We start from the raw sequence: 26,269 nt of genomic DNA on the forward strand, positions 1-26,269 counted from the left end.
GACACATTTCAGGCGATGGGCCGGTCCGTTGGCAGATTGACGAAGCTGGGTGCATCCGGATCGAGCTGCAGGTATTGCGTCTTGAGTTCAGTGGCGTTGAGCATCGGCCGAAAAGCCAAGGCCTTCGGCACGTTTCCGGCGAACACATCCACCCGCAGCCGGTGGCCGGGCAACAAGACGGCCTGCGTCGGGATGACCGCGATATCCAGCGTCATCGGCTTTCCTGGCACGACGGGCAGCATGCTCTCCAGGGTGATCGGGTTGTATGGCGCGGTGTAATCGCCGCTCGCCGAGCGCATACTCCGTGCCTCGTCCACCGCGCGCAGTGACGCGGTGAGCTGGCCGGTGGTCAACACGGTCGACGTGCCGTCGGGCGAGACATCGTTGACGGTGACGTCCCAATAGCCGTCCGTCGCATCGTGAACCGCATTGAGGTGCACATTGATCGGTCCGGAGATCACCGTCGGCTCACGTATCTCCGCACTGGTGAAGGTCAGCCCGTTGCCCTCGGCGACGCGAGAGTCCTTGGCGCAGATATCGAATGGCGCGGCTAGACCGGCGGAGCCCTGCGCGGCATCGCGTGAGCACGCCATGGTCACCCCCGGTGACACCTGCAGCGCGATGCGCTCCTTCGGCTTCGTCGAGGACAGCGAGCCGTCGTGTACCGAATGCTCGGCGGTATCGCTCGACACCGAGGACAGGTAGACACGGCGATGCGTGACACCGGATTCCGGGAACTGCCCCAAGGTCTTCCAGCCCGAGCCCTGCTCCCACAGCGTGATCGGCCCGAAGTCGCCGATGCCGTTATCGATGCCCTTGAGCCACTTGTCGAACCACACCCGCTGCAGCACATCCAGCCGCGGCGGCGCGCCGGCCGCACCGGTACCGGCACCCGGATTCGCATGATAGGTATCGCCGATCAGCAACTGCTTCTTCGCCTGCGGCAGTGGGATCACGTTGTAGAGCTTGGCCGCGCTATTGGCGAAGATGTCGTGCCAGCCGCCATACATGAAGGTGGGCACCGTGATTCGGTCGGGATGTCCGAGAATCCCCTGCCGGAATTCACTGTCGTCGTCGAGTGCGGCGGCCAGTGTCGTCGGTACCCGGTCCAGCGACGGGGTCAGCAGCGCCTGGGCCAGCAGGTCGGAATTGGTTGCCGGATCGGCCATCCTGGCCTGGAGCCATTTCCAGTCGAAGGTGCCGTTGAGCATGGACTGCACGTCGGGAATCAACTTCGTCTGGTTCACATTGTTCAACCACAGTGGCAGGAAGGTCGTGCCGATACCGCCGCCCGGCGCGACGACATCGCGCATCAGATCGCTACCCGCCTCCACCGGGAAGATGGCTTTCAGTGCGGCAGGGGCGTTTTCGGCCGCACGCAGTTGATTGATGCCCGCATAGGAGCCGCCGCTCATACCGACGGTGCCGTTGGACCACGGCTGCTTCGCCGCCCAATCGATCACCTCGCGGGTGTCCAATTGTTCACGCTTGCCGAGCGTGTTCCAGTTGCCCTGGGAGAAGCCGGTGCCGCGGACGTCCGTGACGACCAGCGTGTACCCGCTGCGGATGAGATTGCGGTCGATGCCGAGCACGGTCTGGATCATGCCGCCGTCCAATGCTTGCATCAGGTCGCCGAATCCGCTGATCGGTGTGCCGGACAGGTTGAGCCGCCGGACCATATCCATGGTGAACGGCCGCAGTCCGGGCGCGGCGAACGCCGAATCGACCAGATTGCTCATGAGTTTGGTGTACGGCGTGAGATTCACGATCGTCGGCAACGGCTGGCCGACCACCTTGTTCGCCGCATCGACGGGCCGATACACATTGGCCTTGAGTACGACCCCGTCGCTCATGCGAATCGGGACGTCCCAGTCGATATGGACATCGGGATACTGCTGCGGGCCGTCGTGCATAGCGGTCCATCGCTCGCCGAGGGTGTTGTCGATGCTTTGCTCGGCAGTCGCGGAGCCGCCGCCACTCGAAGCCAGTGCCACCACGGCCGCGACCACGGCCGCCAGTCGAATCAAACGCATAAGCGCAGGTGCCACTCCATGCCCCGACAACTCGTGATCCCCTCTCGACTGGTACGCAGCATGCAGATAAGATCGCCCGATTCGACGCGCGACGACCATAGCAACCTATTGGCGAATATTCCGCTAGGTACGGTGCGTTCGGTTCGTCGAATTTCCCCGCAGACTCGCTGGACCCACGACACTGTGTGACCGAACCGTGACCGATCTACGTCGAACGACCGATCCGCGCTCAGCCCCACGAGGACACGCCACCACTTCGAACGCCCGGGCGGCAAGGTCATCTATTTCGGCAGTTCGAGGCGATCCGTGATGCCGTCGAGCAGGCTGGTCAGCGTCCACTCGACGGGGTCTACGCCGCCAGTGGTGGTGCGCGCGGCGAGCCAGCGGGCGAAGGCCGGATAGCGACCGTCGGCGAGGATCGGCGCCAGCATCGGTTGCGCGGCGGCGGCCAACTCGTCGTCGGTGCGCAGTCCGGAACGGGCCCGCATGCGGTTCTCCTCTGCGAGTTGCAGTGCGGCGCCGATGAGATGACCGTCGACGGCGGCGGTGATCAACGTCATATCGTCGGCGGCGATATCGAGGGACTCCATGAGAGCGAAGCGGAAGTCGAAGTAGCGCAGCGCATTCGGTCCGAGGGGCGGGCGCGTGTGCACGAGTTCACCGAACCAGAGGTGGCGCTGGATCACTGACCAGGTAGCCAGCGAAAGCTCTTCGAGCGCGGCGCGCCAATGGCCCGAAGGTGTTGTGGGTAGCGGAATCTCGCCGTAAACGGCGTCGATCATCAGGTCGACCAGCCCGTCCTTGCTGCCGACATAGCGATACAGCGACATCGGCGTGGACGCACCGACCGCCGTGGCGATCCGCCGCATGGTCAGCGCCCGCGCGCCCTCGGCATCGGCCACGGTCAGCGCAGCACGCAGGATGCTCGCCCGGCTCAGCGTCGTAGTCGGTCGGCCCGGCGGTTCGGGTAGCGACCAGATCAACGGTCCGGGCGGCGACGGATTCTCACTCATTTCCACCTCCTTGCCGGGCATTCAACCATTCGTGTACAAAGTACACATGATGTACAACGTACACGAACCTCGTGTTCTCATCGTCGGCGGCGGATTGGTCGGACTGTCGGCCGCGCTGTTCCTGCACCGCCAGGGCGTGGCAACGGTGCTGGTCGAACGCAGGCCGACCACCTCGCCGCAGCCCAAGGCCCGGCGCATCAATATCCGGACCATGGAACTGTTCGGCCAGATCGGCATTGCCGAGGAGGTGCTGGATGCGGCTCGCGACCTCGCGGCGCACCAGCACTTCGCGGCCGGTCCGACGCTCGCGCAGGCCGAACGGATTCCCTTCACGCTGCCCGGTGGGGTGCCGGACTGGTCGACCGTCACCCCGGCCACCGCCTGCCTGTGTGCCCAGGATCTGCTGGAGCCGGTGCTGCGGCGCATCGCCATGGCACGCGGCTGCGATGTGCGGTTCGGCGTCGAGCTCACGGACTTCGTCGACGAGCCCCAGGGCGTCACCGCCACGAGTCGTGCCGCCGACGGCACGGTCGAGCGGTTGTGCGCGGACTATCTGATTGCCGCCGACGGCGCCTCGAGTCCGATCCGCGAGCGGCTCGGTATTCCGCGCGATGGTCGTGGCACGCTCGGCCGAGCCGTCAATGTCTACTTCCGCGCCGAGCTGGCCGAGCTGGTGCGCGGCCGCGAATTCAACCTCTGCCAGATCGAGAATGCCGATGCGCCGGGAGCTTTCGCCTCGATCGACGGCTCACAACGTTGGATATTCACCACCACCGAAGGTGTCGACCGACCCCTTGACGAATGGCCGAGCGTATTGCGAACGGCCATTGGTGTTCCCGAAATTCCCATCCAGCTGCTCAGTGTATTGCCTTGGGAGCCAGGGATGTTCGTCGCCGAGCAATACCGTGCGGGCCGCGTCTTCCTGGCCGGTGACGCCGCTCATGTCATGCCGCCCTTTGCCGCCGCGGGCGCGAATACCGGCATCGAGGACGTACACAACCTCGCCTGGAAGTTGGCGGCCGTCCTGCGTGAGGAGGCCGATCCGGCATTGCTGGACACCTATCACACCGAACGCCGACCGGCAGGCTGGTACATCGCCGACCAGTCGAGCATCCGAACCGCAGACCTGCGCACCATGAATCGCGAAGCCACCGACGCCACACCACTCGCCGATCCGATCGCCCTGATCCTGGGCAATCGCTACCACGTGGGTGCGCTCATCGACGACGGCAGCACGCACACCATGGCGCATCTCGATCTCACCGGCCAACCCGGCACTCGACTGCCGCATCACCGCCTGCCCGACGGTCGCTCCACACTCGACCTCATCGGAACGTCCTGTGCTCTCCTGGTCGGCCCGGCGGGCACCGCATGGAAGAACCGGCTACCGCTGGAAATCCATGAGCTGGACCAGGATTGGCCCGACACCGTCGGCCTCTCCCCCACCGGCGCACTGCTCGTGCGCCCCGATCAGATCATTGCCTGGCGCATGCCGAGCCTGCCGAGCGATCCGGCCGCCGAGCTGCACGCCGCCCTGGATCGCATAATGCGATGACGTTATCTCGGCGGAGTCCCGATCGTCTGGACTTGCTTTCCATCCCAATGGAATTGGACCGGCGTCGGCGTTCCGTCCGGGCAGGCATTGCAGCTGCCGGGCGTCTTGTAGACCACACCGACGGTGTCATCGGTCGTGTGCCCCGGATCCAGCGAAGTGAACCCGAGACTCTCCCGCGTGCCGGTACCGACGAATTCGCCCTTGTGGAACAGCAGCACTTGATTCGGCGAACTACCGGTCGCGCCCTCGACCGTAATGATCACGGCCGACAGCGTGACGCACGGATCGAAGGTGCCCTCGAATCCGGCCGGATCAGTGGACCACGGCACCTTGGTGATCGGATCGACGGGCAGCGTGGCGATGGTGGCACCGATCACCGGCGCGGTCAGGTCGACGCCGCATTTCGCAGTAGGCGCGGCACTCGGCGTAATCGCCGCCGTAGTGGTCGGTCCGTAATCGGTTATCCGGCCGCTGTTATCGCCCGAGCCGCATCCGGTCACACAGGTGAGTCCGATACCGAAGGTGAGCAAAACGAGCCGATAGATCTGCATGACGTCCTCTCCACGGATTGATCCGGGGATTCCAACTGCTAGTACGTGGGTTGGAGCAGTAATTCCTCGCGGTTTCCTGCTGGTTCCTGCTTCACGGACCGACCAGCGTCGAGGTCTCCACAGGCTGTGACCGCAAGCCCTGCGGCCAGGATGTTTCGTGCCGCATTCACGTCCGCGTTCATTGTGTGGCCACAGTGGGTGCACCGAAACCGCGCTTGGCTCTCACGCGATCCCGGGTCCACCGCCGCGCACGCCGAACACGTCTGCGACGTGAACCAGGCTGGCACTTCAACAACTGTTGTCCCCGAATAACGGGCACGGCCCTTCAAGGCGGTCGCGAGCTGCCGCCACCCCTTACCCAGGATGCTCCGGTTCAACCCGGCTTTGGCTTTCACATTCGAGCCGGGCTGCTCCACCGTGCCTTTCGCGCTGCGTGTCATGTTTCGGGTGCGCAGATCCTCGAGCACCACCAGCGCATTCCGCTCCGTGAGCCGGTGCGCGGTCCAAGCGCAGAAGTCCGCGCGCCGGTCTCGCTCTCTGCCACTGATACTGCGCATCGCTGCCAGCGTTTGACGACGGCTGGCCGAGCCCTTCTTCTGGCGAGCGAGTTTCTGCTGCAGTCGCCGGTAGCGCTTGATCTCACCGCGGGTGGTGAACCTGCGGTCACGCATCCAACCGTCCGAACATGCCACTGCAACTACGACACCCCTGTCCACACCCACACCGGAATCGGGCCACGCATGCTCCTTGGGGGTGGTCTTCCCGTCGTCGACGACAAACGACACGTACCAGTGATTGCCGTCGCGCGAGACCGTCGCACTCCGCACGACACCGCCGAGCGGATGCGATATCCGGAAGGTGACCCACCCGAGTTTCGGCAACCGCACCCGACCCCATCGGCGGTTCAGCCGCTCGATGAGCATCTTGTTGCCTTCTGGGAGCCGGAACGACGGCTCCCAGCGCCGTGCAGACCGCCACCTGACCTTCCAAGTCCCATGGGTACGGCATACTTTGTCCAGGTCCACCAGGGTCTGCTGCAGGCAATGCCCAGGTGCAGCATTCAGCCACTCATGCTCGGATTTCGACTCCGCAAGTTCCGCAGCTTGCTGCCGGTAATTGACCCACGCACCCCGACGTCGGTAGGCGCGCCGCTGCTCGAGTCCGGTGTTCCAAACTGCTCGACACACCCGCCCGAACTCCTCACACCGAGCGGCCTGTTCGTCGCTCAGGTTGAGGCGATACCTGCGACCGGTCAACACGACACGATCACCGCTATTCCTGCTGCTCGATATCGTGCTTGATCACCGACAACGAAGCCCTCGCACAATACGGTCGCGACGTGATACGAGTTTGCCCACGGTGACGGCAGCAGCGATGTCAGCTCCACCAGCCACGCCCCCTTCTTCTCGACCGCCTCGGCGATCACCGGCTCGAGCCGCCTGCTGCCCGGAACCCCCGATCGGCTTCCGCTGACACTTCGGACATCGGGTTGGAACGCACAATGAAACGCGTCATCTGAGTTCTTCAGAAACGTAGCACCCACCACCGACAACAGAAGACAACCACAGGTTGCCGAACATCGGAACAACCACCCCGTCCGTGTCTCAGCGGTCAACAACTCGAATTCGACATGCTCAGTCCCACAGCTGAAACCGGGCCCCACCGCACAGCTATCTCCTGATCGCGCTCCGGGCATCAGGCCGAGCATCGCCGCGTCGGGCGATCGCCGGATCGGGCTCCCACGGGTGGGGTCGCCGCCCGGACGGTGAGTCGATAACGTCGACATCCGTCCGAGTCCTGATGAGGAGATCTGAATGGGTTCAACGATTTTCGCCGTGTTCCTACCGCTGGCCCTGGCGCTGGTGATGTTCGGGCTCGGGTTGACCTTGACCGTCGACGATTTCGCCCGGGTGCTGCGGTATCCCAAGGCGGCGGTGGTCGCGCTGGTGTGCCAGATGATCGTGCTGCCCGCGATCTGCCTGGGTCTGGTCTACCTGTTCCGGCTCGAGGGTGCGCTGGCCGTCGGGGTGATGTTGCTCGTCGCCTCGCCGGGCGGCCCGTCGGCGAATCTGTTCAGCCATATCGCCGGTGGCAATGTGGCCCTGAATATCACGCTGACGGCGATCAATTCGATTCTCGCCGTCTTCACCCTGCCGCTGGTGGTCACGCTGTCATTCACGCTGTTCATGGACGACGACGCCGCGATCGGGCTGCGGCCGGATAAGTTCGCCCAGGTGTTCGCGATCGTGCTGGTCCCGGTAGCGGTGGGGATGTGGGTGCATCGCCGGTTCACCGATTGGGCCGAGCGGATGCGCAAGAACGTCAAGATCGTCTCGGCGGTGGTGCTGTTGCTGGTCGTGGTGGCGGCGGTGGGGCGCGAGTTCGACACGCTGACAGAGAACATCGGCAAGCTCGCCACCCTCAGCCTGCTGTTGTCGACGCTGAGCTTCGTCATCGGGTACACCGTGCCGCGCTTGTTCCGGGTGCACACCGATCAGGCGATCGCCTCGGCGATGGAGATCGGCATCCACAACGGCGCGTTGGCCATCGCGGTCGCCTCCAGTGTGCTGCACAATTCGCAGATGGCGGTGCCGCCCGCGGTCTACGGGGTGCTGATGAATGTTCCCGCCGCCATCGCCGCATACTTGTTGGCGCGGCAGCTGCGCCGCGCGGCTCCCACACCGATTCCGGCCGCCACCGGCTAGGGCAACCGAGCGCGGCCTGGGTAGCCTTTGCGTGTTCGACGTCAGGTGAGAGGACCCCAGTTCGCGATGCGACCGCTCGGCACAGACGATCCCACGCGGATCGGGGACTACCGGCTACTCGGCCTGCTTGGTGCGGGCGGTATGGGCCGGGTCTACCTCGGGCGCAGCGCGGGTGGCCGCACCGTCGCGGTGAAGGTGATCCGGCCGGATCTGATCGGCAACGAGTTTCGGGAGCGGTTCCGCCGCGAGGTCACCGCGGCGCGGCGGGTCGGCGGGAAGTTCACCGCGCCGGTGCTAGACGCGGATGTGGATTCGACGCCGCCGTGGCTGGCGACCGGCTATGTGGCCGGATTCTCGTTGACCGATGCGGTCGAGCAGTTCGGCACATTCAGCGAGAACACGCTGCTGGTGCTCGCGCACGGTCTGGCCGAGGCATTGATCGCCGTGCACGGTGCCGGGATCGTGCATCGCGATCTGAAACCGTCCAATGTGCTGCTGGCCGTGGACGGTCCGAAGGTGATCGACTTCGGCATCGCGCGCGGCGCCGAGGACAGCGCATTGACGACCACCGGAAATGTCATCGGCTCACCGGGATTCATGTGTCCGGAGCAGGTGGTCGGACCGACCATGGGACCCGAAGGTGATGTATTCGCACTCGGCGGCGTGCTCGTCTACGCGGCGACCGGGCAGGGGCCGTTCGGCGCCGGTGAGACCGTGCAGATGCTGTATCGGGTGGTGTACGAGGAGCCGCGGCTGACGGCCGTGCCGGACCGGCTGCGGCCGCTCATCGCGGCGTGCCTGAACAAGGATGTGGCGGCGCGCCCGACACCGCAGCAGTTGCTCGATCAGCTTGCCGAACTCGGGGTTCCGGAACGCGGCGGCTGGCTGCCCGCGCCGGTGCTCGAAGAGGTGAGCAGGCGGGCGGTTGCGCTGCTCGATCTGGAATCCGGGCCGGTCGAGGCCGTCGGATCGGATCCGGCGCGTTCGGCGGCGACGATTTCACGGCCGTTGCCGCATGCGAATTCAGGGCCGCACACACCACCCCATACGCTGTCCCGGCCTGCGGCCGATACGGTGGCTTGGCAATCCGGAAATACCGCATGGCAATCCGGACCCCCTGGGCCGCAAGCCAATTCGAGCCGTGTGTACGCGCCGTATCCGCCCGCGCAGGACCAGTCGAAGCAACAACCCGCCTACTATTACCCGCCGCCCGCGCCGAAAAGTCGTTCACGTCGGACCGCATGGATCGTCGCGGCCGTGGTGGCCGGTCTCATCGTCGCGGGCGGCGCATTCCTCATCGGGACGCAGCTGACCGACAAGTCCTCCGATTCCGTCGCGACGGCTAGCACTTCGGCGGTGGTCACCTCCGTCGCTCCCACGACCTCCGCGACGGCGCGGGCCGCCGCGACGAGCACTTCGGCAGCGGCCACGGACTCGGCGGTACCCGAAGCGCTCGTCGGCAAGTGGACCGGCACCGCACGGGATGCGCTCGCCACCTTCGATATCGAGTTGACCATTCACGACGGGAAAGTCGGCGAGGAGATCGCCACCTCGGCCAATACCGGCCAGGCGTCGCGCAGCCGGTGCGAACGCGCCGAACGCCTGACCAATGCCACCGACACCCAGCTCACCTTCGTGGCACGGCTCAGCGGCGGTGCGAGCGGGTGTATGGACGAAGGGTCGACCTCGAAGGTCATCCTGCAACCGGACGGTTCGATCACCTACAGCTTCAGCGGGGGTTTCAGCGGTGTGCTCGGCGATGTCACCGGCAATCTGCACAAGAACTAATGGGAGTGCTTCGTCGGGCGCGCCTTCCGACGCTTCCGATACCGATCGTCCATCCTGTGGACCGACAACGAGCCGTATCCGCGTGGAGGGATCAATCGAATGCGCATAGTAGCCGAGGTGCTGGTCGGCCTGGTGGCGTTGCTGCACATCTACATCCTGGTCATGGAGATGTTCCTGTGGACCACGCCGCGAGTGCGCGCGTCCTTCGGCAGCACCGCCGAATTCGCCGAGCAGACCAAGGTTCTGGCCGCCAACCAGGGCCTCTACAACGGCTTCCTGGCGGCCGGTCTGATCTGGGGAATCATCGCCTCGGACCCGGTCGGATTCGCCGCGATGATCTTCTTCACCGCATGCGTTGTCGTCGCCGGGATCTACGGTGCGGCCACCGCGAACCGTCGGATCCTGTTCGTCCAAGCGCTGCCCGGAGCGATCGCCCTTGTCGCGGTGCTGATCGCGGGCAGCAACTAACGCTTGCCGAACCGTCGACGCGCGCGGGCTCGCTCGATGGCCGCCGCCCAGGACAACTTCGCGATGGCGCTCGCCTCCCGCACCACGGTTCGCGGATCGGCGGTGAGCAGATCGACACCCTCCCGACCGACGAGCCCGGTCACCTTGCGCCGCGTCGCCGAACTCGCCTTGCTCATATGGCCGCTGTCGAAAGGCGGCTGGGGATCGTATTCGATCATCAGCTGGATCGCCTCGGCCTGGTCCTTGCCCGCGATCTCACCGGCCAGCCACAGGCCGAGATCGATTCCAGCGGACACGCCCGCGGCGGTCACGATCTTGCCGTCGCGCACGACGCGCTCCTCGGCGCGTGGTTCGGCACCGAGCGCCTTCAGCATCGGCAGACCGGCCCAATGCGATGTCGCGGGCTTGCCCTGCAGAATCCCGGCGGCGGCGAGGATCACCGATCCGGTGCACACCGAGGTAGTCCAGGTCGAGGTCTCGTGCACCTGACGCAGCCAGGCGAGCAGCTTTTCGTCGGCCGCCGTGGCCGCGGTCGCGGGCCCCGAGCCGCCGATGAGCACAATATCGGGAGATGGCGTCTCGTCGAGTGAGTGCGTCGCGCCGAGTAACAGCACACCGCTGTCGGTGGTGATCGGTCCCGGCTCGTGCCAGACGAAACGCAGCCGTGCACCCGGCAGCATCCGCAGCACCTCGTACGGCCCGATCACATCGAGCGCGGTCATACCCGGATAGACGACGATGGCGATCTGCATTGATCTTCCCTCCCATGGTGGATCCCGCCCTCGACAGTAGCCCGTGACGTAGTGGCGGATGGCGGGCCGACGCAAGAGCGGGCACGATCGAGACAGCACCGCCGAATGATCAATCGGAGGGATACGCATGCGGAGGTTCATCGGGATCGCGATCGCCGTGCTGATGATCGGCACGGTGGCCGGGTGCGGCAGCAATTCCGGCGCCGGGCCGGACATTGTCACGAGGACTGCCCCCAGCACGCCATCGGGTGTGCCGGATCTGGCTGCCGGGGAGGAAATCGTGCACGGTATCAATGTGCCGTGGGGACTGGTCTTCCTACCTGATGGTGGTGCCCTGGTCGCGGAGCGGGATACCGGCCGAATCATGCGGGTGGCGCCTGGACCCGAGCCCGAGCAGGTGTACGAGGTTCCGGGTGTGGTCGCGCGCGGCGAGGGTGGTCTGCTCGGGCTCGCGGTCGCGGCGGATTATGCCGATACACAGTATGTCTATGCGTATTTCACCGCTGCCGACGACAATCGGATCGTGCGGTTCCGGCTCGATGGGCAACCGGAGGTCATCTTCGCCGGTATTGCCAAGGCGGGGAACCACAATGGCGGCCGGATCGCGTTCGGGCCCGACGGCATGCTGTATGTCGGAACCGGAGATGCGGGGCAGGGCGCCAGTTCTCAGGATCCGGCGAGCCCCAACGGCAAGATCCTCCGGCTGACACCCGATGGCGCTCCGGCACCGGGCAATCCGATGTCCGGTTCGCCGGTTTACAGCCTGGGGCACCGCAATGTGCAAGGTCTGGCTTGGGATCGGGCAGGCAGACTCTTCGCGGCCGAGTTCGGCCAGAACGCCTTCGACGAGATCAATCTGATCGAGCCCGGTCGCAACTACGGCTGGCCGATCGTCGAAGGCAAAGGCGGCGCCGATCGGGGATTCACCGACCCCCAAGTCATTTGGAAACCTTCGGAGGCATCGCCGTCCGGCATCGCCATCTCCGGCGACACCCTCTACGCGGCGGCGCTGCGCGGCGAGCGATTGTGGACGGTTCCGCTGCACGACGGCACACTGGGCACGCCGCAGGACCAGGTGACCGACCTGGGCCGCCTGCGCACGGTGGAGATAGCCTCGGACGGCGCACTGTGGCTGACCACCTCCAACACGGACGGCCGCGGTGACGTCCGTGCCGGTGACGATCGGATCATCCGCTTCCCGGCGCGCTGAGTTCCCTTATTTGACAACCTTTCCGACTGAGCGCAGATCGCGGCGCAGCAGTGCGGTCTCCCTCGCGTAGCCACGGCGACCGAACACCCGATACAACAGCCGGACGGGAGCCGGGATGCGCCCGGTGAATTCCGACCACTCGCGCTCATCGGCCTCCTCGGCGATATGACCGAGGAATACCAGGGCCCGCCCCTTCGAAAACGACGCCATACCGCGCTTGCCGAGTTCGGCCCACTCCGACTCGGTCAAGGTCTCGGCCACCATCGGCAGGACCGAATCTTCCTCCAGGCGAAGATGTTCGGTGAGCGCCTCATGTAGTCGACGCAGCCCCTCGACCAGCAGATCCGCCGTTTCCGCACCGCCCTGATGTTCCCACTCGGACAGTTCGGAATCGACGCGGCGCATGAGCGCATCGACCTCTTCGTGCTGGGTCCGCATGAGATCGATCAGCGTCGAATCCAGCTCCGCCCACCGCAGTTTCGGCCAAACCAGCTCGTCCTCATTGCTGTGATGATGATGCAGGGCGGCGAGCATCTCGCGCGCATGTGCGCTCACCCGCGCTACCTGTTCGGCATCCATGGGCGAGGTCGCCTCGACAATGTCTGCCAGCAAACCGAATTCGCGCCGAAACACCCGGTGCACCAGCACCATGTCGTGGGTATCACATCCCGGCGACTCGGCCGCCCGGCGGCTCATAACACCTGCTCCAGCGCAGACAGAAGATCCCCGATAGTCATTTAGTTCCTCCCGATACTAAATGCACTCCTGTGCAATAAGTGCAACTTAGTATAGTTTTGGCCGAGGTAACACTGTCAAGATGTCACTCGGAGGGCACGCAGCGAATGACCGAGCACCGCGCCCGGGTCAGCGAGACCACCCAGGTCGAGGAAACCGCCCAGCTCACTTCGGGACGCGTCGCCCAGCGCCGACGCACCCGCAAAGCCATCGTCGACGCCTCCATGACGCTGCTGAACCGCGGCGTCGAGCCCTCGGTCAACGACATCGCCGCCGCTGCGGACGTGTCCAGACGCACCGTCTACCTGCATTTCCCCACTCTCGACCAGTTGATGCTCGATGCCACCATCGGCCTGCTCAGCGCGAATACCGATGAGGCGCTGACGAATATCCATTCCGCGGACCCGCGCGTGCGTATCACCGAACTCGTGCGTGCGATGGGCGCGGAGATCACCGAGCTGCTGCCGATGGGACGGCGGTTGGTGAAGCTCACTGTCGACCCGCCCGCGGAGGACGCACCACGACGTGGGCATCGCCGGGTGCGTTGGATCGAATGGGCGCTCGAACCATTGCGTGACCGCATGTCCCAGCGGCCGTTCGACGATCTCGTGTCGAGTATCGCGCTCGTGGCGGGCTGGGAGGCGTTCATCGTGCTGATCGATGTGCGCGGGCTCGAGCCCGATGCGGCCGTCGAGGTATGCGCCAGCACCGCAACGACTCTCGTGGATGCCGCGCTACGCTCGCTCGAAAACTCATAGGCCGCACCGGGTCATCCTGCGGCACCCCGCCATTCGGCCATCGGTATGCGTTGGCCCGAACGCCAGACGGCCAGCGTCAGTGGGACGCCCGGCCGGTAGGCAATATGGGTGACCGAGGGGGCGTCGAGCACCTGAAGATCGGCTCGGGCACCGACCTCGATGACCCCGACGTCGTTGCGGCGCAATGCTTTCGCGCCCGCCGCAGTGGCCGCGTACACCGCTTCGGCGATCGAGAGGCCCATCTGGAGTACGGCCGTTGCGACGCAATAGGCCATCGATGTGGTGTATGAACTTCCCGGATTGGCATTGGTGGCCAGGGCGACGGTCGCGCCCGCGTCGAGCAGTACACGGGCGGGAGCGAGGGGTTGGCGGGTGGACAGGTCACAGGCGGGCAGGACGGTGGCGACGGTGTCCGAGGCGGCGAGGGCCTCGATATCGACATCGGTGAGGTAGGTGCAGTGATCCACGCTGGCCGCGCCGTGGCGGACGGCCAGTTGCACGCCGGGGCCGGGGCCCAATTGGTTGCCGTGTACGCGTAGACCGAGGCCGCGCGCGGCGGCGGCGCGCAGGACGCGATCGGACTGATCCTCGTCGAAAGCGCCTGTCTCGCAGAAGACATCGGCCCAGCGCACGTGCGGTGCGACAGCGTCGAGCATATCGCCGCAGACCAGGTCCACGTAGGTTTCGGCATCGGCACCGGGCGGCACCAGGTGTGCGCCGAGGTAGGTCACCTCGTCGGCGATGGCGGCGGCGATGCGCGCAGAGCGTGCCTCGTCGGGCACGCTGAGACCGTATCCGGTTTTGGTCTCCAGGCATGTCGTGCCTTGGCGGTAGGCCTCGGTGACGTGGCGACGCAGGTTGGTCGAAAGCTCTTCGTCCGAAGCGCTTCTGGTGGCGGCGACCGTTGTCGCGATACCACCGGCACGGTAGGGCTGACCGGCCATTCTGGCCTCGAATTCGGCGGTGCGGTCACCGGCGAAGACCAGGTGGGTGTGGCTGTCGACCCATCCGGGCAACGCCGCGCGGCCACCGATATCGACCCGATCATCGGCGGCGGGTGCGGACCTCGCCGGGCCGATCCAGGCGAAGCGCTTATCCTCGAGCACCACTGCGGAATCGTGCAGCGGGCCGTCCGGTGCGTTGGTCGTCAGCTCACCGATTCCTGTGATCAGAGTCGACACGGTGCCCCTTCTGTGGGTGCGGATATGGTCGTCGCGGCAGGCGATCACGGTGGGTACAAGGACCGAATCTCTTCTCGGAGAATAATTTCGGGACTTTCCACCACTACGTGACGGCCTTCGGAGACCACCTGCCGACCGGCGATCAGCACCTCGCGGATATCGGTGGCCGAAGCGGCGAAGAGTGCGGCCGCGGGTTCGGTGCCCGCGGTCCGGATCGAGTCGAGCTCGACGGTGACCAGATCGGCCGCCGCACCCGCTTCGATGCGACCCACTTCCGGCCAGCCGATGGATGCGTGATCTGTTGCCGCACCGAACAACTCAGCAATCTCGAATCGTCCACGCGTGTGGGAGGCGAGACGTTCGTTCAACTCCAGCGCACGCCACTCCTCGAAGCCGTCCACGACCGCGTGACTGTCGGTGCCGAGGCACAGCCGGACTCCGGCGTCGAGAAGTTCGCGGGCGGGACCGATGCCGTCGCCGAGATCGCGTTCGGTGGTCGGGCAGAAGCACGCCCGCGACCTTGCCGCGGCCAGCATCTGAATATCGGCGGTGCTCATATGTGTGGCATGCACGGCCACCGTTTCCGGCCCGAGCAACCCGTTGTCCGCCAACAGCGCGGTCGGCGTAAGCCCGTGTGCGGCAAGGCAATCATGATTCTCGGCAGGTTGTTCGGACAGGTGGACGTGCACCGGCCGACCATCGGCCTGCTGGGCGACCACGGCCAGTGCTCGCGGGGGCACCGCGCGCACCGAATGTGCGGCCACACCGGTGCGCACCAGTTCCGACTCCGGTTTGAACGCGGCCGCGCGCTCGGCCCAGGCAGCCGCATCACCGTCGCTGAAGCGACGCTGGTGTTCGTCGGGCTGCTGACCGAATCCGCCACTGAGGTAACAGGTATCGAGCAGAGTGAGCCGTATTCCAGCGTCCTGTGCCGCCGCGGCCAGAGCCGCGCTCATCGCATTCGGATCGGCGTAGGCCACGCCGCCGGGTGCGTGATGCAGGTAGTGGAATTCACCGACGCTGGTATATCCGGCGAGCACCATCTCCGCGTACACCCCGCGCGCGAGACGGTAATAGGAGTCGGGATCCAGTCGATTTGCGACCGCGTACATCTGTTCGCGCCACGTCCAGAACGAGCCCCGGCCACGGTGGGTGCGTCCACGCAAGGCGCGATGGAAGGCATGTGAGTGCGCGTTCGCGAAACCAGGAATGGTCAAGCCGCGCAATACGCTTCCGTTCGGCGCGGTTCCCCGTGCCACCGAGCCGATCGTCGATCCGGCGACATCGATCGTGACCCGCTCGGCCAATCCGTCTGGTAGCCAGGCATATTCGGCCCAATAGACGCTCATTGAGCCGAACTTTCGCACATCGGATACCGGTCACGCCGATCCGGCATCTGAACCTGCACCGAGTGCTGCGCGCTCATTTCGCCAAGTCCTCGAGCACGCGAGCCAGGCTCTCCGCACCGAAATCCACATCCGCGGGTTCCGAATATTCCTGCGGTGCATGGCTGATACCGGTCGGATTGCGGACATAGAGCATGCCGGACGGCACGTGCGCGGCCAGAATGCCCGCATCGTGCCCCGCGCCGGTCGGTAGGGCGGGCACACCGCCCAGTACCGCGTCCATTCGGCCCCGCAAAGTCTCGTCGAAAACGACGTCGTCCGAATAGGATTCCTCGGCCACGCTGACCTCGCAGCCTTCGGTGGCCGCCGCCTCGCGTGCGAATCCGGCGATATCCTCCACCAATGCGGCGGTGCGTCCGTGTCCGGCGACGCGCGCATCCAGCCACAGATCCACCGTCGAGGCAATGACATTCGTGCCGCCCGGTGTGGGTATCAGCTTGCCGACGGTGGCTCTGGCATCGTCGGTGGCCGCGGCTACCCGGCGGGCAGCCGCGATCACGGCGGCCGCGGGCAGCATCGGATCGTGGCGGTCGGGCATGCGGGTCGCGCCCGCGTGGTTGCCCTGTCCGGTGAAGGAGAACCGGTAGCGGCCGTGCGCGATGATGCTGCTGCCGGTGGCGACCGCGCTGTCCAGGTCGATCAGCCCGCGTCCCTGTTCGACATGCAATTCGACGAAACAGCCGATACTGGCGAGCGCTTCGGGATCAGCGCCGAAGCGCTCCGGGTCCTGCCCCGCTTTGGCCGCGGCCTCGGCGAAGGTGATCCCGGCGGCGTCCCGCAGTCCGCGAGCGCGGTCGGCGTCGATGGCACCGGTGAGCAGTCTGGATCCCAGACACGGCACCCCGAAACGTCCGCCCTCCTCCTCCGCGAACACCAATAGCGCAAGCGGTTTCGCGGGAGTGAAACCCTCGGCGCGCAAGATATCCACCGCGGCGAGTGCGCTCGTCACCCCGAGCGGGCCGTCGAACGCGCCGCCGCCGGGCACCGAGTCCAGATGACTCCCAGTGACCACCGCACCGGAACCGGGCCTGCCCCACCACGCCCAGATGTTCCCGTTGCGGTCGGTCGTCACATCCAGACCGCGCCGGGCCGCCTGCTCGATGAACCAGTCACGCAATTCCAGTTCGGCACGGTCGAAGGCGTGTCGGGAGTATCCGCCGCGCCGCGTATCCCGGCCCACATCGGCGATTTCGGCGAGCAGTCCGTTCGCTGTCACTTGTTCTCCTGCATCGGGATTCGCACGCCACGCTCCTCGGCAACCGCGCCCGCCCGCTCGTACCCGGCATCCACATGCCGGATGACGCCCATACCGGGGTCATTGGTGAGCACGCGCTCGATCTTCTGCCCGGCCAGCGCCGTTCCGTCGGCGACACATACCTGTCCGGCATGGATGGACCGGCCCATGCCGACGCCACCACCGTGATGGATCGACACCCAGCTCGCGCCCGAAGCAGTGTTGACCAGTGCGTTGAGCAGCGGCCAGTCGGCAATGGCATCGGATCCATCGGCCATGGCCTCGGTTTCGCGATACGGCGAGGCGACACTGCCGGAGTCGAGGTGGTCACGGCCGATCACCACCGGGGCCCGCAACTCGCCGTTGGCGACCATCTCGTTGAAGCGGAGTCCGGCCAGGTGCCGTTCACCGTAGCCGAGCCAGCAGATGCGGGACGGAAGTCCCTGGTAGGCAACGCGTTCCCCAGCCATGGTGATCCACCGGCGCAGAGATTCGTGCTCCGGGAACAGTTCCAGCATGGCGCGATCGGTCGCGGCGATATCCGCCGGATCACCGGAGAGCGCGGCCCAACGGAACGGCCCCTTGCCCTCACAGAACAGCGGCCGGATGTAGGCGGGCACGAATCCCGGGAAGTCGAAGGCCCGTTCGCAACCACCGAGCTTCGCCTCGCCGCGCAGTGAATTGCCGTAGTCGAAGACCTCGGCACCGCGGTCGAGAAAGCCGAGCATCGCATCGACGTGTTCGGCCATGGATTCGCGGGAGCGATCGGTGAATTCGTCGGGCTTCTTCGCGGCGTAATCGGCCCAGTCCTCGAGTGCGACACCACGCGGCAGGTACGCGAGCGGGTCGTGCGCCGAGGTCTGGTCGGTGACGATATCGATCTCGACACCCGCCGCCAGCAGCCTCGGCAGCACCTCGGACGCGTTGCCGATCAGCCCGACCGACAATGCCTTTCGCTCCTTGCGCGCCTTCGACACCCGCCGCACCGCATCATCGAAATCGGTGGCGATCTCGTCGAGATAGCGGTCGTGCACCCGCCGCTCGGCACGCGCCGGATCGCATTCGACGACCAGGGCGACACCGCCGTTCATGGTGACGGCCAGCGGCTGCGCGCCGCCCATGCCACCCAAACCCGCTGTGAGCGTGAGGGTTCCGGCAAGTGTGCCGCCGAAACGCTTATCCGCCACGGCGGCGAAGGTCTCGTAAGTGCCCTGCAGAATGCCTTGGGTGCCGATATAGATCCACGAACCCGCGGTCATCTGCCCGTACATGGTGAGGCCGAGCGATTCCAGTCTGCGGAACTCGGGCCAGGTCGCCCAGTCCCCCACCAGATTCGAATTGGCGATCAGCACCCGCGGCGCCCATTCGTGCGTCCGGAATACGCCGACGGGCTTACCCGACTGCACCAGCAGGGTCTCATCCGCCTCGAGTGTGGTCAGCGTGCGGGTGATCGCATCGAAGCTTGCCCAGTTCCGCGCCGCCTTACCGGTACCGCCGTACACGACCAGGTCCTGGGGGCGCTCCGCAACCTCGGGATCGAGATTGTTCTGCAGCATCCGGAGTGCGCCCTCGGTCTGCCAGTTCTTGGCCGTCAGTTGCGTGCCACGTGCCGCGCGCACTGTCCGTGTCATCGGATTGCCTCCATATCGACGAATTTCCCGTCCACCCCGCGGGTCGGTGTCGCATAGCTGCTGGTGACCTCGTATGACCGTGTGCGCGAGCCTGATCCGCTATGCGGGAACAGGGTTGCTTCGGGTGTTGTCAAGGGAGCTCACTTTCCTGAGGTGCCGAGGTGGGGTGTGACCGCGCCCAGCAGTTCGCCGGAGCGGATAAGTTCCATTGCGGCTGCGATTTCCGGGGCGAGGTGCCGGTCCGGTCCCGGGCCGTCGACCTTCGTGCGAAGCAGCGCGAGGGCCGCCGCGGTTGCCGGGCCCGGACGCAGCGGTGCTCGCAAGTCCAATGCCCTTGCGGCCGTGAGATATTCGATGGCGAGCACGGTAGCCAGACCGTCGACCGCCCTGCGCAGTTTGCGCGCGGCCGACCAGCCCATCGACACATGGTCTTCCTGCATCGCGCTGCTCGGAATCGAATCCACCGACGCGGGCATCGCGAGGCGCTTCAGCTCACTGACGACTCCAGCCTGGGTGTACTGCGCGATCATGTGACCGGAATCGACCCCCGGATCTGCCGCGAGGAAGGCCGGAAGACCGTGCGAGCGTGCGACATCCAGCATCCGGTCGGTGCGCCGCTCGGCCATGCTCGCGACATCGGCGACCGGAATGGCAAGGAAGTCCAGGACATACGCCACCGGAGCACCATGGAAGTTGCCGTTGGATTCCAGCCTGCCATCGGCGAGCACGACGGGATTGTCGATCGCCGAGGCCATTTCGCGCTCGGCGACCAGTTCGGCGTGCGCGAGGGTGTCGCGGGCGGCTCCGTGCACCTGCGGTGCGCAACGCAACGAATACGCGTCCTGCACCCGGTTGCAGTCCGGACCCCGGTGGCTGGCAACGATTTCCGATCCCGCGAGCGCGGCCGCCATGCGCCGCGCCGAGAGGGCTTGGCCCGGATGCGGGCGCAGCGCCTGTAGATCATCGGCGAAGACCCGGTCGGTGCCGAGCAATGCCTCCACGCTCATGGCGGCGGTGATATCGGCGACGTCTAGCAGTTGGCGCAGGTCACTGATCGCGAGCGCGAGCATGCCGAGCATGCCGTCGGTGCCGTTGGTGAGCGCGAGCCCTTCCTTCTCGGCAAGGGTCACCGGCTTGATTCCCTTGGCGTGCAGGGCTTCTGCCGCCATGACCACGTTTCCAGCGGAGTCCGTGACCTCGCCCTCCCCCATCAGCGCCAACGCGACCGCGGCCAATGGCGCGAGATCGCCGGAGCAGCCGAGCGATCCGAACTCGTGCACCACCGGCGTAATGCCCGCATTGATCAAGGCAGCCAAGGTGAGCGCTGTCTCCGGTCGCACACCGGTATGTCCGGTGGCCAGCGTGCGCAGCCGCAGCAGCATCATGGCGCGCACCACCTCGGTCTCGACCGCGGCACCCGCTCCCGCGGCATGCGAGCGGATCAGCGACCGCTGCAGCGCCGCCCGGCTCTCCGGCGGAATGTGCCGGGTGGCCAGTGCACCGAAGCCGGTGGAGACGCCGTAGGTCGGGACCGTGCCCGCCGCCAGCGCGTCGACATGCTGGCGCGCGTAGGTCAGCCGCTTCTCGGCGGCCTCGCTGAATCGAACTTCCGCGCCGTCGCGGGCAACGGCGACGATGCGTTCGACGGTCAGCGGCCCGTCCAGCTCCACGGGCGGCAACTGCGTGGTTTCCGGCATAGCCCCATTCCACCGCCACGGGGGCGGGTGGAGAATGAGGCTGGGCCAGGTTCTGTCTGGTATCCGAGACAATCCGAGGAAGTGGCATGGGAACGAGCAGCGACATCCCGGCGCTGCGGCGCGGCCTGGCCGTGCTGCAGCTGATGGCGACCCGGGCCGGACCGGTCTCCGCATCCACGATCGCGCGTGAGCTCGACATCCCCCGCTCGACCACCTATCACCTGCTGGCGGAGTTGGAGCAGGCCCGCTTCGTCACCCGGCTGCCCGCCGAACGGCGCTACGGCCTCGGTATCGCCGCCTTCGAACTCGGCTCGGCCTATCTGCGTCACGATCCACTCGAGCGGGTGGCCGGACCGTTGCTGCGCGAGTTGGCCGGACGGGTCGGGCACAACGCGCACCTCGGGGTCCTGCACGGCAATGAACTGCTGTATCTGATCAAAGAACGCCCGGCACGCCCTGAAACGCTGGTGACCGATGTCGGCGTCCGCCTGCCCGCACAACTGACCGCATCGGGGCGGGCAATCCTGGCGCACCTACCCGCTGCCCATGTGCGTGCGCTGTTCCCGTCGGCGGCAGCCTTCGTACGCCGCACCGATCGCGGGCCGACCAGCCTCGCGGCGCTGCGCACCGTCCTGGCCGCCGAGCGTCGGCGCGGCTGGGCGAGCGAGGACGGACATGTCACCGCCGGATTCGCCTCGGTCGCCTATCCGGCGTTCGATCACGACCATCGGCCGATCGCGGCGATCAGCGTGACGCTGCGGCACCACTGCGAGCAGATCCCCTGTGCCGCCGATTGGTCCGGTCTCGCCGCCCAGGTGCGGTCCACCGCTGACGATCTCACTCGCCGCATCGGCGGACGGGTGAGCTGACGAAGCGAATAGACAGCAATCTCGACGAACTCCCAGGTATTCCGATCGCACTCGCGACACGCCGACGAGCTGCTCAGATTTCAGCAATCAGACAGTTACGCTGACGGATCACCTACCGGGCATTGCCCCACCGGGTGACGCACGACCAACAGTGCCGGATGGGGACAGGAGCACGATGCGAACACCGATGCGCCGCCGCGCCCTGGTCGGGCTCGCGATCATCGCGAGCACGCTACTGCTGCCGAGCCTCGCCATGCCGACCGCGCAGGCCACCATCGCACCGTTCGGCCGGGAATTCCTCTGGGGCGTCGCATCATCGGGCTTCCAATCCGAAGGCCGTGCGCCGGACAGCAATTGGACCCGCTATATCGAAACCGGCGAGGCCGGGGACGACTACGAGAATTCGGTCGACTTCTACAAGCGCTACATCTCCGATATCAACCTCGCCGCACATCTCGGGGTCCGGGTGTATCGGATCGGCATCGAATGGGCGCGGATACAGCCGCAACCGGATACCTGGGACGAGGTGGCATTCGGCTTCTACGACAACGTGATCGCGCGCATCCTCGCCGCCGGTATGCGGCCGATGCTCACCCTGGATCATTGGGTGTATCCCGGCTGGGCCGCCGATCGCGGCGGCTGGCGCAATCCGGGCATGGTCGAGGATTGGCTGGCAAATACGCGAAAGGTGGTGAAGCGCTATGCCTCTCGCAACCCACTGTGGGTCACCTTCAACGAGCCCGCCGCCTACATCGGCACCGAACTACGCATAGGCGCGATCACACCGGACGAGGCGCCCGCGATGCTGGACCGAATCGCCCAAGCGCACAACGCAATCTACGACACCATCCATCAGAACCTGCCCGACGCACAGGTCACCAGCAATCTCGGCTATGTCGCAGGCGCCGAGACCGAGGTGAATCAGCCGCTTGTGGACCGGATCGCCGATAAGCTCGATTTCATCGGCGTCGACTATTATTTCGCGCCCGTGCCGGAAACGAACAAAGCGGTCCAGGGCGGCTCGAACGAGGGTCCGGCGATCTGGGAACTCCCGATTCACACCGAGGGCATCTACTACGCGCTGCGCCATTACGCGCAGTTGTTTCCCGACCGCCCACTGTATGTCGTGGAGAACGGCATGCCCACCGAGGACGGTGAACCGCGCGCCGACGGCTACACCCGCTCCGACCACCTCCGCGACACCGTCTACTGGCTCCAGCGCGCCAAGTCCGACGGCATGAATGTCGTCGGCTACAACTACTGGAGCCTGACCGATAACTACGAATGGGGCAGCTACACACCGCGTTTCGGCCTCTACACCGTCGACGTCCGCACCGACCCCACCCTGACCCGCAAACCCACCGACGCAGTCGACGCCTACCGCGGCATCATCCAATCCGGCGGCGTCCCCACCAGCTACCGCCCGACCCGGCCACCGGCCGAATGCGGTTTGGTCGACCCACCCGGCAGCTGCGACGAAACCGTCGCCGTTCCCTAGACGACATCGGATAGGGGTTCGCCTGAGCCGGATTCGAACGACTGATCAGCCTGCCGTCGCCGAATTCCGCCGTCGACGCGACAGATGGCTATTCGTCCAGCATCGGTTAAGCGTCATCATGCCACGAGCGGGTGTACGCGAGACTCGCCGCCGATGCGATCAGGGCGGCGGGGATGACGAAACCCCAATGGACACTTATGGAATAGAGTGCGACAGCGGCGGCGGCGCCGAGAATGACGGCGGCGATTCGGGCAATGGCCAACGGGTCGACCCGGCGGTTCACGGCGAGGTCGCTGACCAGGCCGGTGAACGTGCTTGTCATGTAGGTGGTCGGCGATCCGCGATCAATAACGAGAACTGCGGCGGACTGGACGCCCATGGCCAGTGCCGCCACGGCCAGCAGGACGATACGGATGGCACCGAGCGCATCGGCGAATACAGCAACAACGGCAACGACGACCACCAACGCCGCCTCACCCGCGAGGCAGTGGCGGACGCGTGCGGTGCGCTGTATCCCCGGTGATATTGCGCGACACCAGCGCGCGGCCACCGCCACACCGATGAGATAGGCAACGAGCACAGTGAGCGGCGGTGTCAGTTCGATGCCGGATAACCCGACGGCGGTGCCCAGCAGCACCAGATTGCCGGTCAGGATGCTGGCGAATACCTTGCCGAGTTCGGTGAAGACCAGCGCGTCGGTTGCGCCCGCACCCGCGGATAGCAACACCAGGACCACCGGCCCGACCGGTAGCCAGCGCAAGTCATGCGTGATCGGCATGACCGCGACGGTATCGGTCGGGCTTCGGCATCCTGCGGTCGGCTACTTCTTGTCGGCGGTCAGCTGTCCGGCCGCGCCCCAGCTGTCGGCGGGGGTCTCGTGGATCCACACCTGTACGGTTTCGGCCGGGATCTGGTAGGCGTCGACGAAGGCGTCGGTGATCCGGCGGACCAGATCCCGCTTGAGTTCGACGGTGCGCGGGCCCTGCTGGACGGTGACGATGGGCATCACTGATCTCCTGAATGAAAAGGGTTGGGACAGGCCATATCCGGGGGGATTCCGGCTTGTTCGGCGGCCTGTTGTCAGTTCACCCGAACGAACAGCATCGACCAAGGGCCAGTTCGTTCGCACAGCGATAACGAATGCTTATTGTTCGCGGTTACTCGCCAGAAGGTCGCGCAACAGCGTCGAGCTCGGCGAATCGGTCCCGGCTCGCAGGGCCACGGCAATCGGCAGGCTCAGGCCGCCATCGGCGAACGGACGGAAGGCCACTCGCGGATTGTGCACCTGGTCGGCATTGGCCGCGTAGATCACCGTCCACATCGCGGCAGCGGTGCCGATCGCGGCCAAATTGTCCTGCAACGTGGTGGCGGTCGGGGCCGGAACAGGCTCGAAACCCGCACGCTGACAAGACATCAGCACCAGATCCACCAGTGCCGGATGATTGCGCCGCTCGGTCATCCGCAGTGGCACCGAGGCCAGATCGGCCAATCGCACCGTCTCGTGCGCGGCCAGCGGATGCCGGGCCGGGAGCACCGCGACCAGCGGGTCGTCCCAGGCGCGCAGATACTCCAGCTCTGGAGTGTCGTCGGCGGCGGGCGCACGCACGAAGGCCGCGTCCAATCGTCCGTCGGCCACCTGCGCCAACCGCTCGCGCACCGGCAGCGTGACCAACTCGATCCGCATCTGCGGAAGACGCTCGGCAAAGGCATCCAGGATGGCATCCAGCCGCGCGCCGAGACCGGTGACCGTGCCGAGCCGGAAGACCTCGGCCCGCGCACCCGCCAGATCGGCCACCGATGCCCGCGCCTGATCGGCCGCGATCAGCACACCGCGTGCCGCGGGCAGAAACCGCTGCCCGGCCTCCGTCAGCCGCACCCGCCGCGGCGACCGATCCAGCAGCTGAATCTTCAATTCCCGCTCGAGCCGCCGCACCTGCTGACTCACCGCTGGTTGCGCGATATGCAGTCGCTCGGCCGCGCGCCCGAAGTGCAGTTCCTCGGCCACGGTGACGAAATAGCGCAATTGGCGCAGCTCCATGGCGCGGGCTCCTCGAGGTAGCGGTTGTTGTCGATCCATGAAACCAGCAACTTCGGAACCGATAGAAAAAATCGGCGGGCGCTCGGTGCGAGCGCCCGCCGATCGGTGTGCCGGGTCTACTTCGGTGCCGTGAAGGACTGGTTGATCGTGGTGAAGTACTGGATCGCCGCACCGATCGCGACCGGCGCGGTCACGAGGATCTGTCCGGCCAGGGTGCCGAGCGCGCCGACGGCGATGATGCCGCCGATGCAGCCGACCGCAGCGGCGGGGATGAAGGGACCGAACAGGCCGACGATGGTCGCCGCAGCGACAGTCGCGCCCGCGATACCGCCGAGAACACAGCCGAGGGCGCCGCCGCCGAGACCGCCGACCAGGGTGCCGATGGTGGCGCCCATGCTGATGGTGCTGGTCAGGCGGTTCCAGGCGGCCTGCTCACGGTCGTAGTCGGACTTCCATGGGGCCTTGTCCTCGAACGGCAGCGCAACCGGCTTGTACGCGGCGTGGGCCATATCGAACTGCGGAGTCAGCGTCGCGGTGTGATCCTGGATATCCGCCGCGATCGGGAAGACGAAATCGTCCACCCGGAAGGACAATTCGGTGCCCGCGAGGGTGGTACCGTCGACGGCTTTGATCTTGAAGACACCGTCTTCGTCGACAAGCGAACCGGCATCGGTCTTGATGATGGTCGAGGACGGAGTCGTGGTGGCCGTGTAGTTCACGGCGCCGTTGTCGGTTTCGGGCGCGGCGTTCACGGTCCCGGCCGTGACACCGATCGCCGCGATCACCAGCGCCGAGGTCGCGGCGAATTTCCTCATCAACATGCTTTGGTTCCTAACGGGGTGGACTGCGGAAGCAGACCCATTAAAACCGCTGCATGCAAGCTATTCGTGACCAAATCGTTAATATTTGCTCATTGATTGCCGTCTGGTCATGCCGAAGTTGATCATGATGTGACTTGCATCACACCGGCTGGATTCATTTATTTCGCCGCCATCCGATGGAAACCTGCGCGGGAAACTCGAACGCCACAATCGAATTCCACCATGAGCAAAACAGAAATCCCCGAGCGAAAACTGTCATGACCCATCAGCGTCGAGCCATCCCGCGCAAGACAGTAATGTAAAATCTACATGACACAATTTCCATT

The 26,269-nt window shown here is 65.8% G+C and carries 23 protein-coding genes; 8 read left to right on the top strand and 15 right to left on the bottom strand.

Annotation, left to right across the window (positions count from 1 at the left end; genetic code table 11):
• Positions 1–8: 8 nt before the first annotated feature.
• Positions 9–2,033: a CocE/NonD family hydrolase gene (locus ACQPZ2_RS26815; protein WP_433520983.1), complete on the bottom strand. Its 2,025-nt coding sequence runs from the start codon at positions 2,031–2,033 to the stop codon at positions 9–11.
• Positions 2,034–2,314: 281 nt separating this feature from the next.
• Positions 2,315–3,046 (bottom strand): TetR/AcrR family transcriptional regulator, encoded by a 732-nt coding sequence (locus tag ACQPZ2_RS26820; RefSeq protein ID WP_433520984.1) that lies wholly within the window; start codon positions 3,044–3,046, stop codon positions 2,315–2,317.
• Positions 3,047–3,092: 46 nt separating this feature from the next.
• On the opposite strand from ACQPZ2_RS26820, the gene ACQPZ2_RS26825 reads away from it, so the two are divergent.
• Positions 3,093–4,601, top strand: a complete 1,509-nt coding sequence (locus ACQPZ2_RS26825) for an FAD-dependent monooxygenase (protein WP_433520985.1) — start codon at positions 3,093–3,095, stop codon at positions 4,599–4,601.
• Between the two features lie 2 nt (positions 4,602–4,603).
• Here ACQPZ2_RS26825 and ACQPZ2_RS26830 read toward each other — a convergent pair whose 3' ends face one another.
• On the bottom strand, positions 4,604–5,152 hold the full coding sequence (locus ACQPZ2_RS26830) for an LppP/LprE family lipoprotein (RefSeq protein ID WP_433520986.1): 549 nt from the start codon (positions 5,150–5,152) through the stop codon (positions 4,604–4,606).
• 38 nt (positions 5,153–5,190) lie between these two features.
• A complete protein-coding gene (locus ACQPZ2_RS26835) occupies positions 5,191–6,411 on the bottom strand; it encodes an RNA-guided endonuclease InsQ/TnpB family protein (protein ID WP_433520987.1) in 1,221 nt (406 codons plus the stop codon).
• A gap of 555 nt (positions 6,412–6,966) precedes the next feature.
• Between ACQPZ2_RS26835 and ACQPZ2_RS26840 the strand changes: the two genes are divergently transcribed.
• The 3 genes from ACQPZ2_RS26840 (at position 6,967) to ACQPZ2_RS26850 (ending at position 10,113) form a co-directional block, all read left to right on the top strand.
• Positions 6,967–7,857 (top strand): bile acid:sodium symporter family protein, encoded by an 891-nt coding sequence (locus ACQPZ2_RS26840; RefSeq protein WP_433520988.1) that lies wholly within the window; start codon positions 6,967–6,969, stop codon positions 7,855–7,857.
• 66 nt (positions 7,858–7,923) lie between these two features.
• The gene (locus tag ACQPZ2_RS26845; RefSeq protein ID WP_433520989.1) at positions 7,924–9,645 is read left to right on the top strand and encodes a serine/threonine-protein kinase; all 1,722 of its coding nucleotides are present in this window, start codon (positions 7,924–7,926) and stop codon (positions 9,643–9,645) included.
• A gap of 99 nt (positions 9,646–9,744) precedes the next feature.
• Positions 9,745–10,113 (top strand): DUF1304 domain-containing protein, encoded by a 369-nt coding sequence (locus ACQPZ2_RS26850; RefSeq protein ID WP_433520990.1) that lies wholly within the window; start codon positions 9,745–9,747, stop codon positions 10,111–10,113.
• Here ACQPZ2_RS26850 and ACQPZ2_RS26855 read toward each other — a convergent pair.
• Positions 10,110–10,865 (bottom strand): DJ-1/PfpI family protein, encoded by a 756-nt coding sequence (locus ACQPZ2_RS26855; protein ID WP_433520991.1) that lies wholly within the window; start codon positions 10,863–10,865, stop codon positions 10,110–10,112. The genes ACQPZ2_RS26850 and ACQPZ2_RS26855 overlap by 4 nt on opposite strands.
• A 127-nt stretch (positions 10,866–10,992) precedes the next feature.
• Between ACQPZ2_RS26855 and ACQPZ2_RS26860 the strand changes: the two genes are divergently transcribed.
• Positions 10,993–12,075 carry a PQQ-dependent sugar dehydrogenase gene (locus tag ACQPZ2_RS26860; RefSeq protein ID WP_433520992.1) on the top strand — a complete coding sequence of 361 codons (1,083 nt, stop codon included), beginning with the start codon at positions 10,993–10,995 and terminating at the stop codon, positions 12,073–12,075.
• A gap of 6 nt (positions 12,076–12,081) precedes the next feature.
• Here the strand turns inward: ACQPZ2_RS26860 and ACQPZ2_RS26865 are convergent, their stop codons facing one another.
• On the bottom strand, positions 12,082–12,771 hold the full coding sequence (locus tag ACQPZ2_RS26865) for a hemerythrin domain-containing protein (RefSeq protein WP_433520993.1): 690 nt from the start codon (positions 12,769–12,771) through the stop codon (positions 12,082–12,084).
• Between the two features lie 146 nt (positions 12,772–12,917).
• On the opposite strand from ACQPZ2_RS26865, the gene ACQPZ2_RS26870 reads away from it, so the two are divergent.
• Positions 12,918–13,568: a TetR/AcrR family transcriptional regulator gene (locus tag ACQPZ2_RS26870; protein ID WP_433520994.1), complete on the top strand. Its 651-nt coding sequence runs from the start codon at positions 12,918–12,920 to the stop codon at positions 13,566–13,568.
• A gap of 11 nt (positions 13,569–13,579) precedes the next feature.
• Here ACQPZ2_RS26870 and hutI read toward each other — a convergent pair whose 3' ends face one another.
• The 5 genes from hutI to hutH all read right to left on the bottom strand — a co-directional run bounded on the left by hutI (position 13,580) and on the right by hutH (position 20,717).
• Positions 13,580–14,749, bottom strand: coding sequence for an imidazolonepropionase (gene hutI, locus ACQPZ2_RS26875; protein ID WP_433520995.1), 1,170 nt, complete (start codon positions 14,747–14,749; stop codon positions 13,580–13,582).
• A 44-nt stretch (positions 14,750–14,793) separates the two neighbouring features.
• Complete coding sequence (locus ACQPZ2_RS26880; RefSeq protein WP_433520996.1) at positions 14,794–16,098, bottom strand: formimidoylglutamate deiminase; 1,305 nt, start codon at positions 16,096–16,098, stop codon at positions 14,794–14,796.
• A 73-nt stretch (positions 16,099–16,171) separates the two neighbouring features.
• Complete coding sequence (locus tag ACQPZ2_RS26885; protein ID WP_433520997.1) at positions 16,172–17,371, bottom strand: allantoate amidohydrolase; 1,200 nt, start codon at positions 17,369–17,371, stop codon at positions 16,172–16,174.
• Positions 17,368–19,020 (bottom strand): urocanate hydratase, encoded by a 1,653-nt coding sequence (gene hutU / locus ACQPZ2_RS26890; RefSeq protein ID WP_433520998.1) that lies wholly within the window; start codon positions 19,018–19,020, stop codon positions 17,368–17,370. Before hutU ends, ACQPZ2_RS26885 begins: the two co-directional genes overlap by 4 nt.
• A 140-nt stretch (positions 19,021–19,160) precedes the next feature.
• On the bottom strand, positions 19,161–20,717 hold the full coding sequence (hutH, locus tag ACQPZ2_RS26895; protein ID WP_433520999.1) for a histidine ammonia-lyase: 1,557 nt from the start codon (positions 20,715–20,717) through the stop codon (positions 19,161–19,163).
• Between the two features lie 86 nt (positions 20,718–20,803).
• Between hutH and ACQPZ2_RS26900 the strand changes: the two genes are divergently transcribed.
• Both ACQPZ2_RS26900 and ACQPZ2_RS26905 read left to right on the top strand, forming a co-directional pair.
• Positions 20,804–21,586 (top strand): IclR family transcriptional regulator, encoded by a 783-nt coding sequence (locus tag ACQPZ2_RS26900; protein ID WP_433521000.1) that lies wholly within the window; start codon positions 20,804–20,806, stop codon positions 21,584–21,586.
• Positions 21,587–21,761: 175 nt separating this feature from the next.
• Positions 21,762–23,084: a family 1 glycosylhydrolase gene (locus ACQPZ2_RS26905; protein ID WP_433521001.1), complete on the top strand. Its 1,323-nt coding sequence runs from the start codon at positions 21,762–21,764 to the stop codon at positions 23,082–23,084.
• 106 nt (positions 23,085–23,190) lie between these two features.
• On the opposite strand, the gene ACQPZ2_RS26910 is transcribed toward ACQPZ2_RS26905, so the two are convergent.
• The 4 genes from ACQPZ2_RS26910 to ACQPZ2_RS26925 form a co-directional block, all read right to left on the bottom strand.
• The gene (locus ACQPZ2_RS26910) at positions 23,191–23,862 is read right to left on the bottom strand and encodes a DUF1275 family protein (RefSeq protein WP_433521002.1); all 672 of its coding nucleotides are present in this window, start codon (positions 23,860–23,862) and stop codon (positions 23,191–23,193) included.
• A 42-nt stretch (positions 23,863–23,904) separates the two neighbouring features.
• Entirely contained in the window at positions 23,905–24,090 is a 186-nt protein-coding gene (gene dmpI / locus ACQPZ2_RS26915; RefSeq protein ID WP_040689632.1) for a 4-oxalocrotonate tautomerase DmpI, read from the bottom strand.
• Positions 24,091–24,228: 138 nt separating this feature from the next.
• Entirely contained in the window at positions 24,229–25,122 is an 894-nt protein-coding gene (locus ACQPZ2_RS26920; RefSeq protein ID WP_433521003.1) for a LysR substrate-binding domain-containing protein, read from the bottom strand.
• 116 nt (positions 25,123–25,238) lie between these two features.
• On the bottom strand, positions 25,239–25,943 hold the full coding sequence (locus tag ACQPZ2_RS26925; RefSeq protein WP_433521004.1) for a hypothetical protein: 705 nt from the start codon (positions 25,941–25,943) through the stop codon (positions 25,239–25,241).
• Positions 25,944–26,269: the final 326 nt, after the last annotated feature.

It is taken from the genome of Nocardia pseudovaccinii (assembly GCF_050942345.1).
GTDB classification, from domain to species: Bacteria; Actinomycetota; Actinomycetes; order Mycobacteriales; family Mycobacteriaceae; genus Nocardia; species Nocardia pseudovaccinii.